Source organism: Aliiroseovarius halocynthiae, from assembly GCF_007004645.1.
Lineage (GTDB): Bacteria > Pseudomonadota > Alphaproteobacteria > Rhodobacterales > Rhodobacteraceae > Aliiroseovarius > Aliiroseovarius halocynthiae.
Genome location: NZ_ML660019.1, coordinates 918320 through 931407, shown reverse-complemented (window position 1 = coordinate 931407; position 13088 = coordinate 918320). Strand labels below are relative to the sequence as shown.

General features: G+C 58.2%; 14 protein-coding genes. All 14 read right to left on the bottom strand.

Annotated features, from left to right (window positions below):
• Window positions 1–9 precede the first annotated feature (9 nt).
• The 14 genes from FIL88_RS16625 to FIL88_RS04595 all read right to left on the bottom strand — a co-directional run bounded on the left by FIL88_RS16625 (window position 10) and on the right by FIL88_RS04595 (window position 13028).
• Window positions 10–837 carry an NADH:quinone oxidoreductase gene (locus tag FIL88_RS16625; protein ID WP_185960838.1) on the bottom strand — a complete coding sequence of 276 codons (828 nt, stop codon included), beginning with the start codon at window positions 835–837 and terminating at the stop codon, window positions 10–12.
• 129 nt (window positions 838–966) lie between these two features.
• A complete protein-coding gene (locus FIL88_RS04655; protein ID WP_142852629.1) occupies window positions 967–2136 on the bottom strand; it encodes an NADH-quinone oxidoreductase subunit E in 1170 nt (389 codons plus the stop codon).
• Entirely contained in the window at window positions 2136–3356 is a 1221-nt protein-coding gene (locus FIL88_RS04650) for an NADH-quinone oxidoreductase subunit D (protein WP_142853447.1), read from the bottom strand. Before FIL88_RS04650 ends, FIL88_RS04655 begins: the two co-directional genes overlap by 1 nt.
• Window positions 3356–4213: a sulfotransferase gene (locus tag FIL88_RS04645; protein WP_142852628.1), complete on the bottom strand. Its 858-nt coding sequence runs from the start codon at window positions 4211–4213 to the stop codon at window positions 3356–3358. The genes FIL88_RS04650 and FIL88_RS04645 overlap by 1 nt, the downstream gene beginning before the upstream one ends.
• Before the next feature lie 5 nt (window positions 4214–4218).
• Entirely contained in the window at window positions 4219–4830 is a 612-nt protein-coding gene (locus FIL88_RS04640; protein ID WP_142852627.1) for an NADH-quinone oxidoreductase subunit C, read from the bottom strand.
• 3 nt (window positions 4831–4833) lie between these two features.
• Window positions 4834–5367, bottom strand: a complete 534-nt coding sequence (locus tag FIL88_RS04635; protein ID WP_108855999.1) for a NuoB/complex I 20 kDa subunit family protein — start codon at window positions 5365–5367, stop codon at window positions 4834–4836.
• On the bottom strand, window positions 5358–5723 hold the full coding sequence (locus FIL88_RS04630; RefSeq protein ID WP_142852626.1) for an NADH-quinone oxidoreductase subunit A: 366 nt from the start codon (window positions 5721–5723) through the stop codon (window positions 5358–5360). Before FIL88_RS04630 ends, FIL88_RS04635 begins: the two co-directional genes overlap by 10 nt.
• 434 nt (window positions 5724–6157) lie before the next feature.
• Window positions 6158–6937 (bottom strand): crotonase/enoyl-CoA hydratase family protein, encoded by a 780-nt coding sequence (locus FIL88_RS04625; RefSeq protein WP_142852625.1) that lies wholly within the window; start codon window positions 6935–6937, stop codon window positions 6158–6160.
• Window positions 6930–7433 (bottom strand): DUF6653 family protein, encoded by a 504-nt coding sequence (locus FIL88_RS04620; protein ID WP_142852624.1) that lies wholly within the window; start codon window positions 7431–7433, stop codon window positions 6930–6932. Before FIL88_RS04620 ends, FIL88_RS04625 begins: the two co-directional genes overlap by 8 nt.
• Window positions 7434–8285 (bottom strand): hydroxymethylglutaryl-CoA lyase, encoded by an 852-nt coding sequence (locus FIL88_RS04615; protein WP_142852623.1) that lies wholly within the window; start codon window positions 8283–8285, stop codon window positions 7434–7436. It abuts the gene before it with no gap.
• 17 nt (window positions 8286–8302) lie between these two features.
• Window positions 8303–8980: a glutathione S-transferase family protein gene (locus FIL88_RS04610; RefSeq protein WP_142852622.1), complete on the bottom strand. Its 678-nt coding sequence runs from the start codon at window positions 8978–8980 to the stop codon at window positions 8303–8305.
• Window positions 8977–10917 carry an acetyl-CoA carboxylase biotin carboxylase subunit gene (locus tag FIL88_RS04605; RefSeq protein WP_142852621.1) on the bottom strand — a complete coding sequence of 647 codons (1941 nt, stop codon included), beginning with the start codon at window positions 10915–10917 and terminating at the stop codon, window positions 8977–8979. The genes FIL88_RS04610 and FIL88_RS04605 overlap by 4 nt, the downstream gene beginning before the upstream one ends.
• 65 nt (window positions 10918–10982) lie before the next feature.
• A complete protein-coding gene (locus FIL88_RS04600) occupies window positions 10983–11420 on the bottom strand; it encodes a thermonuclease family protein (protein ID WP_246066608.1) in 438 nt (145 codons plus the stop codon).
• Between the two features lie 3 nt (window positions 11421–11423).
• Entirely contained in the window at window positions 11424–13028 is a 1605-nt protein-coding gene (locus FIL88_RS04595; protein ID WP_142852620.1) for a carboxyl transferase domain-containing protein, read from the bottom strand.
• Window positions 13029–13088 lie beyond the last annotated feature (60 nt).

Sequence of the window (13088 nt, the reverse complement as noted above, 5' to 3'; positions counted from 1 at the left end):
TTCCATTCCTTAATAGACCTTGCCCTTTTTGACTTTGGACGAGAATGCAGTCTCTCCGCCCTCCGCCAGGGTCTTGGCCTGTTCTACCCAGCCGTCCCGTTCGATCCGGCCTTTGAAGCTTAGGTTGTCGTCCACCCAGGCGATCTCATCCGCATTCCACTTCGAGATCTGATCGAAATGCCAAAAGCCAAGACCGTTTAGGGTCTGCTCAAGCTTCGGGCCGACACCCTTCAACTGTTTCAAATCATCTGCCCCGGCTTTGCGTGGCGCTTTCATTGTACGTGGTTTCTTGGGCTTCCCGGTCACCTCGACCGATGCGGTGGATTTCGCAGCCGTCGCCTTGGTCGTGGTTTTCTTCGCCGGAGCTTTCTTTTTCGTCGCAGGCTTCTTCGCAGCCGCCGCTGGCTTTTTCGCCGCAGGTTTCTTCGATGCAGGCGCGGGCTTCTCAGCTGGTGCCGGTGCGTCTTCTGCCGGCTCCTCGGTCACACGAGGTGCTTCAACAACCGCATCTTTTTGAACGGCTTCTGCCTGAACAGAAGCTTCAGATGCTGACGCCTCTGCAGCCACGTCTGCGACCGCCATCGCGGGCGCTGCCTGCGTGGTCGATGTCGCATCCGAGGCTGCCCGTGCAGGCGTCGTCGACGCGACAGGCTTAATTGTCTCTTCGACGTCACCGCAGAACAGTTTTTGCATAACAATCGCCAGAAAAACGGCAGCAATCAGACCGATAATCAGGCCCATAATGCCCGAAATCGTCAACCAAAGTGCGATGCCAATTATTCCGCCGACGATCCAGCAAGTTTGTTTACAGCTTGGAAATCCAGTCTCTTTACTCATTGTCCCTTAACCCTGTTGTTGATGTTGGACACAAAGAAAGAACGCACAGGTGCGGTGGCTTTTTGCTGCCTTCTCATACACTTATGATCTGTCGCGTTCATGAACATACCTGGTTTTCCTACGCAGTGCTTAGTAGATCTTGCCCTTCTTGACCTTGGACGAGAACTCGGTCTCGCCACCTTCTGCCAAAGTCTTGGCTTGCTCTACCCAACCGTCGCGCTCAATCCGTCCTTTGAAGGACAGTTGATCGTCAACCCAGGCAATCTCGTCTGCACCCCATTTGGCAACCTGGTCGAAATGCCAGAAGCCAAGGCCATTCAGGACGCCTTCCAACTTCGGACCAACGCCCTTCAGCTGTTTCAGATCGTCCGCACCCGCTTTGCGGGGGGCCTTCATAGTGCGCGGTTTTTTCGCCTTGCCTGTGGCTGCGGGGGCAGCATCGGCTTTCGTCGCCTTAGCGGGCGCTTTTGCGGCGGTTTTCTTAGGTGCGGCTTTCTTGGCGGCCGGCTTGGCTTGCTGCGCGGCTGTCTTGCCGGTCGCAGGCGCTCTTGGTGTCGGCGCGGCAGCGTCACGACCAGCAACCTTGCCGTCTTTGCCCAGCCACGGCGTCAACAGCGGAACTTCCGTCCCGTCGATGCGCTTCACGGTATCCCCGATATCCGCTGCCAGCTGAACCGACGCGTTATACTGCGTCTTACCGCTGTCATATTCGGTCAACGAGGTCAGACCCGACAGAGGTTCGGCCGCGTAACGACCGTTTTGCGGGCCGGGCGTGGGCACATTTCCAGCACGCAGCTCGTCAATGATCTTGCCAAAAGTCTCAGCCGTAAGGTCTTCGTAATAATCCTTACCGATCTGAGCCATCGGCGCGTTGGTGCAGGATCCAAGGCACTCGACCTCTTCCCAACTCAGCTTGCCGTCATCGGACACAACATGCGGCTTATCGGCGATCTTCTCGCGGCAAATGGCGATCAGATCTTCTGCGCCGCAAATCATGCAGCCGGTGGTGCCACAAACCTGAATATGCGCAACAGATCCAACCGGTTGCAGCTGGAACATGAAATAGAACGAGGCGACTTCCAGCACGCGGATATAGGCCATACCCAGCATGTCAGCGACAGCTTCAATCGCAGGCTTAGTCAGCCAGCCTTCCTGTTCCTGCGCACGCCACAAAAGCGGGATCACCGCCGAGGCCTGACGCCCCTCGGGGAACTTCGTAATCTGCCCTTCCGCCCATGCAAGATTGGCTGGTGTGAAAGCAAAGCTTTCGGGCTGTTCATGATGCAAACGGCGAAGCATTAGCGGTCAATCTCCCCAAACACGACGTCCATTGTGCCGATGATGGCGGCGACGTCGGCCAGTTGGTGGCCCCCGGCCACATAGTCCATGGCCTGAAGATGCAAGAATCCGGGTGCGCGAATTTTCGAGCGGTAGGGTTTGTTGGACCCGTCCGAGACCAAATAGACGCCGAACTCACCCTTGGGCGCTTCAACGGCGGCATAGACCTCGCCTTCGGGTAACTTGAAGCCTTCGGTGTACAGCTTGAAATGGTGGATCAAGCTTTCCATCGACGTTTTCATATCGCTGCGCTTAGGTGGGGTCAGCTTGCCCCGCGCCATCACATCGCCCTGCCCTTCAGGGGCACGCAGTTTTTCAACAGCTTGCAGGATGATCGACAGTGACTGGCGCATCTCTTCCATCCGCACCAGATAGCGATCATAGCAGTCACCGTTTTTGCCAACCGGGATCTGGAAGTCGAACTCGTCATAGCATTCGTAAGGCTGCGCACGACGCAAATCCCATGCCAGACCGGATCCACGGACCATCACGCCCGAGAAGCCCCAATCCAGAATGTCCTGTTCGTTCACCACACCAATGTCAGCATTACGTTGCTTGAAGATGCGGTTCTCAGACAGAAGCTCGTCCAGATCCTTGATCCGCGACGGGAAATGATGCGCCCAAGTCTCGATATCGTCGATCAGCTCGGGTGGCAGGTCCTGATGCACACCGCCGGGACGGAAATAGGCTGCGTGCAGACGGGCACCACAGGCGCGCTCATAAAAGCCCATCAGCGCTTCGCGCTCTACGAACCCCCACAGAGGCGGAGTCAGCGCACCAACGTCCATCGCCTGTGTGGTGATGTTCAAAAGGTGGTTTAGGATACGACCGATTTCCGAATACAGAACGCGGATCAGCTGTGCCCGGCGCGGCACTTCGACACCGGCCAGCTTTTCGATTACCAGACACCAAGCGTGTTCCTGGTTCATCGGCGCCACATAGTCCAGCCGGTCGAAATACGGCAGGTTCTGCAGATAGGTGCGGCTTTCCATCAACTTTTCGGTGCCGCGGTGCAGAAGGCCGATATGCGGGTCAGCCCGCTCGACAATCTCGCCGTCCAGCTCAAGCACCATGCGCAGCACGCCGTGTGCCGCCGGGTGCTGAGGCCCGAAGTTGATGTTAAAGTTTCGGATCTTCTGTTCGCCGTTTAGGGCGTCATCGAAGGTCTTGGATCCGTCCATCATACGCTCACCATCTTCTGGGTCCATTCCGTTGGAAGCTCACCCATGAACTTCTCAACGAAATTGTATTGCGGTTTAAGTGCTGTTTGCAGCTGGGCCCGCTGGGCCGCTGGTAAATCTGCGGGCGCGCTGCGATGCACCACGCGCTCAAACTGTGCAGGTTCATGGGTAATCCCCAGAAAGGCACAGAGACGCGATATTGCATCAGGTGTGAACAGCCGTTCGTAATACTCAATGTGAAACATCTCGGTCGGCATGGCCGCGCTGAGACGGTTCAGAGTGCGGCGATAGTTCGACCTCTCAAGGATATTCGTGGCCGTCCCGTCCAGAACGCCCTTGATCTTGGCCTCCAAAGTGGCAGGCCCGTCCTGCCCCGCAATCATGCGGATATTCGACCAGATGCGCTCCACCGGATCGCGCATCAAAAAGACGAAGCGCACCTTGTCTGTAAGCCCCGCCATAGTACGGAAGGTCGCTTCTTTCAGCATGCCATAGGCCGGGGTGAAATCACCTATCAGCTTGGCATCGCCTGCGGCGTTTCGGACAAACTGCAAATAGGCATCATCATCACGGGTTTCCCCGTCAAACGTATTCAGCCAACCTTCGCCATCCGTCAGCAGACGTTCCTGATGCAGATTTAGAGAGTCGGCTGCGTCCAATCGTGACCGCACACCTTCCAGCCGTCCTTCAAGCTGCTTGCGGTGCCAGGCACCACTTCCATGCTCAAGCGCATCAAAATAGTGAAGCTCCTTCACGGCCGGAAGCTGACACTCCCGATGCGAATTGAGGTAGTCATACAGCCAACTTGTCCCAGCCTTTGTCGCCCCAACGCAGAATATGAAGGTTTGCTCGATCATCAGGTTCAGCCTTTGGCTTCTTCCGTTTTCTCGTCACCAGGCAGGATATAGTTTGCACCTTCCCACGGGGACATGAAATCGAACTGGCGGTAATCCTGCGTCAGGGTCACGGGTTCATAGACCACGCGCTTCTCGACTTCGTCATAACGCACTTCAGTATAACCGGTGGTCGGGAAGTCCTTGCGCAGCGGAAAGCCACGGAAGCCATAATCCGTCAGGATGCGGCGCAGATCCGGGTGGCCCGAGAACAAGATCCCGAACATGTCGAAGACTTCACGTTCGAACCAGTTGGCGGATTTGTGGACTTCGGTGATCGAGGGCACCATCTCGTCCTCGCGCACGGCCACTTTTACGCGGATGCGTTGGTTCGTGTACATCGACAAGAAATGATAGACGACGTCGAAACGGGCCTCACGCTCGGGATGGTCAACCGCGGTGATGTCCACCAGCGTCGAGAACTTACAGGCATTATCCGCCTTCAGAAACTCAATAAACGCCGGAATGCCCGACAGCGGCACATTCACGGTCAGTTCGTCGAACGTGACATCCCAGCTCAGGACACAGTCAGGGCGCTTGGCCTCGATGGTGGCGCCAAGTTCGTTCAGGGCTTCGCTCATCGCTTACCTCACAATCGTGCCGGTACGGCGGATTTTGCGTTGCAGTTGCAGGATGCCGTAAAGCAGCGCTTCTGCGGTCGGGGGGCAGCCGGGGACATAAACGTCGACCGGCACAATGCGGTCACAGCCACGCACCACCGAATAGGAATAGTGATAATAGCCACCACCATTTGCGCAGGATCCCATCGAGATCACATAGCGCGGATCAGGCATCTGGTCGTAAACCTTACGCAGCGCGGGCGCCATCTTGTTGGTCAGAGTGCCGGCCACAATCATCAGGTCCGACTGGCGCGGGGACGCACGCGGGGCGGTCCCAAAACGCTCAAGGTCGTAATGCGCCATAGCCGAGTGCATCATCTCGACCGCGCAGCAGGCCAGACCAAAGGTCATCCAGTGCAGCGACCCGGTACGGGCCCAGTTGATGATGTCGTCTGTGGTGGTCAGCAGAAAGCCTTTATCGGCCAGCTGATCGTTCAGAAGACGGGTCGCGTGTTCGCGGTCACCGCCTGCCGTATTGGCTCCTGTCATCACTCCCATTCCAGCGCACCTTTCTTCCATTCGTAAGCAAAGCCGATGGTCAGTACGGCCAGAAACACCATCATCGACCAGAAACCCAAAAGCCCAACATCCTTGAAGGCGACGGCCCAAGGGAACAGGAAGGCGATTTCCAGATCGAAAATGATGAACAGGATCGACACCAGGTAAAATCGGACGTCGAATTTCATCCGCGCATCATCGAAGGCGTTGAAGCCACATTCATAAGCGCTGAGTTTTTCGGGGTCAGGATTGCGGACTGCCAGCACGACGGCGGCGAGGATCAGAACAAGTCCGATAACAATGGCGAGTCCGAGGAAAATGATGATGGGGAGGTATTCCCGGAGAAGATCTTCCACGTGTGGCTCCTTATGAAAGCGGACAAGCCGCCTTTCGCTAGCTATGTGCGGTTTACCGCCGCGTGTGCGAAGGGTCAACCGAATGGCGCAATCATGCTTTTTTCTGAATGTGTTTGTCGTCTGAATTCAGAAACGATCAATACCCCTTATTTACTGGGATAAGATCATGGCTTTCTGCTCGGGCCCCTAACAAATTCAATAACGCGTTAAGGAAAAATCCTGCGGAAGATGGTCGAATTTCCATTCGTGCTATCTTGAACTCGGAAAAATCTCTCCCATGAAAGACTCACTTTGCCGTGCATCTCGTACGGCCACTGACGGTACGCCAGACCAGATTCAGACGCGCAATGCACATCATCCCCTACTGCGCCGAGGACCAATCGGATCCTCCGGCGCGGTACAGGCACTCTTGTGCAATGGCTCACCCCAGTGGACTAAGCCCAGCTCGGCTTTTCTTTCGCGAAAAAGGCTGCAATGCCTTCCTGCGCCTCGGCGCTTTCCCAGCGCGCGACAAGACCGGCGATGGTTTCGTCGATGATCTCTTCCGTGATGGGCGGACCAAGACGGCGGGCCAAGGCTTTGGCTTCGGCCACGGCGCCGGGGGCGACGGACAGATAGGGTTTAACTTCTGCCTCGACCGCGGAATCCAGATCTTCAGGCGCGACGGCCTTGGCCAGAAGGCCCAGCGTTACAGCCTCATTCGCATCAAAGATCCGGGCCGACATAAAGACACGGCGCGCCATCGCCTCGCCCAAACGGGCAAGAACATAGGGGCCGATGGTGGCCGGGATCAGACCCAAACGGGTTTCAGTCAGTCCGAACTTTGCCCCTTGCACACCGATTGACACATCCGACACCGAGGCCATACCAACCCCGCCCCCGAACGCCTGCCCTTGCACCTTCGCAATCAGGGGTTTGGGCATTTCATTCAATGCGTTCAACATCATGGCCAGTTTCTTGGCCTCGACACCGCGAGTCACCGGGTCTGCCGCCATTTGGTCCTGCATCCAGCGCAGATCGCCGCCCGCACAGAAGCTTTTGCCGTCTCCAGTCAGGATAACAACGCGCACCGCGTCATCCGCGCCAAGCCTATGCGCAGCGTCCGTCAGCTCTTCAATCATCTGGGCCGACATGGCGTTGTGCTTCTCGGCGCGGTCCAACAGCAACGTCGCAACACCGCGCCCGTCCGTGTCAATTCGGATCGTTTCATACATCGCCCAAGTCCTTCCCATGCGCGTGACACCAATCGGCGTAAAGCCAGTTCATTCTATCCAGAAACCAGAGTTTCGGCCCCATCGCCAAAATGACTGCCGCGACAATCAATAACGCATCAAGCTGCCAAAGCGCCCACACCATCAGGGCGAGACCCGGAACGGATGCCAAGCCCAATCCCATTGCCCAGCGTTTATGATGACGCGGCAATTCATCAGATCGCCGCAGCAAAATCTGTTCACCCAGCACGCCACGCGACGCCCAGTTATCAAGACTTTGAGGTGCCGAAAACAGCCGTGGGTTCACCCAGACCCACAACAGCACCAGCGCCACAGCCAACCATGCCCACGCCCCCAGCCAAACGCGACTAAAAACCGCCAGCGCCAGCAAAGGAAGGATCGTCATACGGGAGTACACTGACCACGGGTTTGCGTGTCGCTGCCATGTGGCCGCATCCATTTTCATCACACGTTCCGAAAGCTCAAACAGCTTGATCATTTACCCAGCCCGCATCTGACGGGCCAACGCTGCCGCTTTATCCAGAATGTCACGATCCAATCCCGTGGCATAGCCCAGCGCAATCACGCGATCATGCACAGCCTCGGTCGCGACATTGCCCTGCGCCCCCGGCGCATAAGGGCATCCGCCCAACCCGCCAACGGCCGCGTCGAAGACACGAATGCCCTTAGCCAGCGTGGCCTCAACATTGTCGCAAGCCCGACCGCTGGTGTCATGATAATGACCTGCAAATTTCGACGCGTCGCCTTCGCCCAGCACGGCGTCGAGCATGGTCGAGATACTGTCCGGCGTCGCCTGCCCGATCGTATCGCCCAGTGAGATTTCATAACAGCCCATGGCGAGCAGTTCTTTCGCGACCCAAGCCACCTGCGCGGGATCGGTCTTGCCATCATAAGGGCAGTCCGTCACGCAAGAGATATAACCGCGCATGGGAAGACCTGCCGCCTTCGCAGCTTCGGCCACGGGCTGGAACCGCTCTAGGCTTTCGGCAATCGTGCAGTTGATATTGGCCTTGGAAAACCCTTCGGACGCGGATCCGAAAATTGCGATCTCGTCTGCCTTGGCTGCAATGGCCCCTTCAAGCCCCCGCATGTTCGGGGTCAGCGCCGCATAAGATACGCCATCCGCCCGTGTGATTCCGGCCAGCACATCAGCGCTGTCGGCCATCTGTGGCACCCATTTCGGGCTAACGAAACTGGCGACCTCGATCCGCTTGAACCCCGCGCCAGACAGAAGATCGACCAGTGCAATCTTTTCCGCAGTCGGGATCTGGCGCTTTTCGTTTTGCAGCCCGTCGCGCGGACCGACTTCGAAAATTTCGACGTATTCCATAGGGTTAGTCCCCCTCGTCATTCTGTGGGCACAGGATAGAAGTCCTGCGCATAGAAACGCTGTTCGCCTTCGCGCGCAACCACGCGCTGATAAGATGGCAGGGCCTCGATCCGTGCCTTATACGCCGTGATATTTGGGAACTCATCCAGCTTCACGTAATAGGGCGCGGCAAAGATGTTGAACCCCATCATGATATCCGCGGCAGAGAAGCCACGGTCCAGCAACCACGCGCGCCCTTCCAGATGTGCATCAAGCCCTGCCAGCGTGTGACGCAGACGCGCCACGTTGATCTTGATCACAACCGGGCTGGGTTTGACCGGAGGCCGCAGGAACACCATCTGCATGTTCAGCTGTTCGATCAGGCTGGCCATGGTTTCGGTATAGTGAATCCATTGCAGATAGTCCGTACGCTCGCGCTGGCCCGGGGCCACAGCCAGATCGGGCGCATAAGCCTCGGTCAGGTATTCAACGATCGCGCCGCTTTCCGACATGGTGATGTCGCCGATTTCGAGCGCTGGAATACGGGTCGCAGGGGATATTTTGCGCAAATCGCTTTCGAACATCTCGCGCGAGCCGATCTTGTACTCGATCACCTCCAACGTCTCGCCAAGCTTTTCTTCCAGTCCGATCTCTTCGATCAGCCAGAGCACGCGAACCGAGCGGCCATATTGAACATGGTGCAGTCGAAAACTCATGCGTCACCCTCTTCCTCTTCCAAACGGATCAGCGGCGCGCCGGCTTCGACCTGATCACCATCAGCGCAGAGCACCTCGGCCACCACGCCGTCGCGCGCAGCTTCCAGCGAATGCTCCATCTTCATCGCTTCCAGGATCGCAAGGCGGTCACCTTCCTTCACCTCTTGGCCTGCTTTCGCAAAGACGGCCTTCACCAGACCCGGCATCGGCGCTTCGATCACGCCCGCGCCTGCACCTACGCCTGCATCCTGATCCAAAGGATCAGAGACGTGGAATTCCAGCCCCGACTGGGCAAAGACAGTCACAACATTGCCCGCTTTGGCGACACGCGGACCGCGATCTTCGCCCAACTTCCACTGACCGTTCAGGCAGGTGGCTTCGATGCTATCCTCACCCACGGTGATCACGTGACGATCCGCCCCGTAGGAGGAAACGACCACGTCATAGGTGTCATCCGCATGGGAGAGCGTGACGAAATGGTTCAGCCCGCCCCAAAGCGTAAAGCCCGTGCCCGTACGCTTCAAAAGATCCAACGCGCACAGAGCAGCGGCGCCGATATCTGCCATCGTCGGGCCCGGCTCATGCGTCAATGCCTCAAGGTCGCGGTCGATCAGGCCGGTATCCACATCGCCTTTCGCAAAGCCTTCGTGACGGGTCAGTGCCCCAAGAAAAGCAAGGTTGGTGACCGATCCAGCGACCTCGGTCTTCGACAAAGCGGATGACAGCATCCGCAATGCCGCCGCACGCGAACCTGCATGCACGGTCAGCTTGGCAATCATCGGGTCATAGAACGGGCTGATCGTGTCCCCTGCCCGCACCCCCGTGTCAGCGCGTGCACCTTCGGGAAATTTCAGATGAGACAGCGTACCGGTGGCAGGCAAGAACCCCTTCGGGACGTCCTCTGCATAGAGCCGCGCTTCAAACGAATGACCGGTGATGGTCAGTTCGTCCTGTTGCATGGGCAGACCTTCACCACTTGCAACGCGCAGCTGCCATTCGACCAAATCAATGCCGGTGATCTCTTCCGTGACGGGGTGCTCCACTTGAAGGCGCGTGTTCATTTCCATGAACCAGAAGCCGTCTGCACGCAGGCCGTTGGCGCCGTCCACAATGAACTCAACCGTACCCGCGCCCTTGTACCCGATCGCCTCGGCCGCGCGAACGCCAGCCATGCCCATCGCCTCGCGGACCTCTTCGGTCATGCCGGGGGCCGGAGCTTCCTCGATCACTTTCTGGTGGCGACGTTGAAGCGAGCAGTCACGTTCAAAAAGGTGCACCGCATGGGTGCCATCGCCAAAGACCTGCACCTCGATGTGCCGGGGCGACAGGATGTATTTCTCGACCAGCACGTCGGCATTGCCGAAAGCGGTCTGGGCCTCGCCCTGAGCCGATTTCAGCGCGTCAGCGAAATCAGCGGGATCGTCCACACGACGCATCCCCTTGCCACCACCGCCAGCAACGGCCTTGATCAGCACGGGATAGCCCATCTTGTCCGCCTCGGCCGCAAGGAAGCCGGGATCCTGATTTTCGCCGTGGTAACCGGGAACGACAGGTACGCCTGCCTCGACCATCAGCTTCTTGGCCGCATCCTTCAGACCCATCTTGCGGATCGCATCTGCCGACGGGCCGATGAAGGTCAGACCAGCTTTTTCAACCGCATCTACGAAGTCGGGGTTTTCAGACAGGAAACCGTATCCGGGATGAATACCCTGTGCGCCCGTATCAAGCGCCACCTGAATGATCCGATCACCCAACAAATAGGACTGGGCGGGCTGTGGCGGACCAATATGGACCGCTTCGTCAGCCATCCGTACATGGCGCGCATTCGCATCTGCGTCCGAATAAACGGCCACGGTCGCCACGCCCAGCTTACGGGCAGTGTCGATCACACGGCAGGCAATCTCGCCGCGGTTTGCAATCAGGATTTTCGTGAACATCTCTGTTCCTCCTTCGGGTGGGCCTCAGCCCTCTTTCATGTGTCCGCCCAGCGCGGGGCGGGAATTCAATTCAATCTCTCACACCAATTGACACGTCCGCCGCCGCGATAGGCCAAGGCCAGCCCTTCGCGGATCAGTGTATCGCCCACGTCGCGCCCATCCGCAGACAGGCGCACCAGCTCGCGACCATATTTGTCATGGCCGTCATGGCGCATCGTGATGTCCGCCCCTTTGACGATCTGGCGCAGGCGGGCCGTGGCCTTGTCGCCCAGCGCCTTTTCCCCGGGGCAGCCCGGATCCTTGGTCTCGGGCGTGTCAAAGCCGACCAACCGGGCCGTGCGCTTGCGGTCCGGGCATTTCAGCTCGACCGTGTCCCCGTCATAGACATAGCCAAGCTGACAGCCGTCGATCACACTGACGCGCGGCACCGGCGCGATGCGCTCGGCCAGCGTGTAGAGGATCAACAGCGTCAGCCCGCTATATATGACAAGGTTGGTGTCCACAGATCACATCCGGAAGACGCCGAACTTGGTTTCTTCAATCGGCGAATTCAGCGCGGCCAAAAGCGACAGGTAAAGCACTTCACGCGATTTGCGCGGGTCGATCACGCCGTCATCCCACAGACGCGCCGAGGCATAGAGCGGGTGGCTTTGTTCCTCGAACATATCGATAGTGGGTTGCTTGAAGGCGGCTTCTTCTTCCGCCGACCATTCCCCGCCCTTGCGTTCGATCCCGTCGCGTTTCACCGTCGCCAACACGCCTGCGGCCTGTTCGCCGCCCATGACGGAAATGCGCGAGTTGGGCCAGGACCACATGAAGCGCGGCTGATAGGCGCGACCGGCCATGCCATAGTTGCCAGCGCCATAAGAGCCGCCCACCACCATCGTCACTTTCGGGACGTTGGTGGTGGCCACGGCCGTCACCATCTTGGCACCGTGGCGCGCGATGCCTTCGTTTTCATACTTACGACCCACCATGAAGCCGGTGATGTTTTGCAGGAAGACCAGCGGGATATTGCGCTGGCTGCACAGCTCGACGAAATGCGCACCTTTCTGCGCGGCTTCCGAGAAGATCACGCCGTTATTGGCAATGATCCCGATGGGGCAGCCTTTCAAATGGGCAAAGCCCGTGACCAGCGTCTCGCCAAAGCGCGGCTTGAATTCATCAAAGCGCGAGCCGTCGACGATGCGCATAATCACTTCGCGGATGTCATAGGGCGTCTTGAGGTCGGCAGGCACAACGCCCAGCAGTTCCTCGGCGTCGTAGGCGGGTTCTTCCGGCTCTTGCCACTTCACCGTGATCGGCTTTTCGCGGTTCAGGCTTTCCACAGCGCGACGGGCCAGCGCCAGCGCGTGGGCGTCATCTTCGGCCAGATAGTCTGCCACACCTGAAAGACGTGTGTGCACGTCGCCGCCGCCAAGGTCCTCGGCGGAAACAACCTCGCCTGTCGCAGCCTTCACCAGCGGAGGGCCTGCAAGGAAGATGGTCCCCTGCTCTTTCACAATGATGGTCACATCCGACATGGCCGGCACGTAAGCGCCGCCAGCGGTGCACGACCCCATTACCACCGCGATCTGCGGGATGCCCTTCGCAGACATGCGCGCCTGATTATAGAAGATGCGACCGAAATGGTCGCGATCCGGGAACACTTCGTCCTGTTGCGGCAGGTTCGCGCCACCACTATCGACCAGATAGATGCAGGGCAGATTGCATTCCTCAGCGATCTCTTGCGCGCGCAGGTGCTTCTTCACGGTCATCGGGTAGTAGGTGCCACCCTTCACAGTGGCATCGTTGCATACGATCATGCATTCCTGACCATGCACCTGACCGATACCGGCCACAACACCCGCGCACGGGGCTGCGTTGTCATACATGTCATGAGCAGCAGTCGCACCAACTTCGAGAAACGGAGACCCGGGATCCAACAGGTTCGACACGCGGTCGCGCGGCAACATCTTGCCGCGGCTCAGGTGACGATCGCGGGATTTCTGCCCACCGCCGCCAACTGCAGCTTCAGCAGCATCCGCCACCACTTTCAATGCGTCCAGATGCCCCTTGCGGTTGGCTTTATACGCCTCGGATCCGGGCGTGGCTTGGGATGTGAGTTTCATAATCTTCTCCTGCGAGAACATGTTGTCTTGGATGACCGGCATCAATTGGCGTGAATTAGT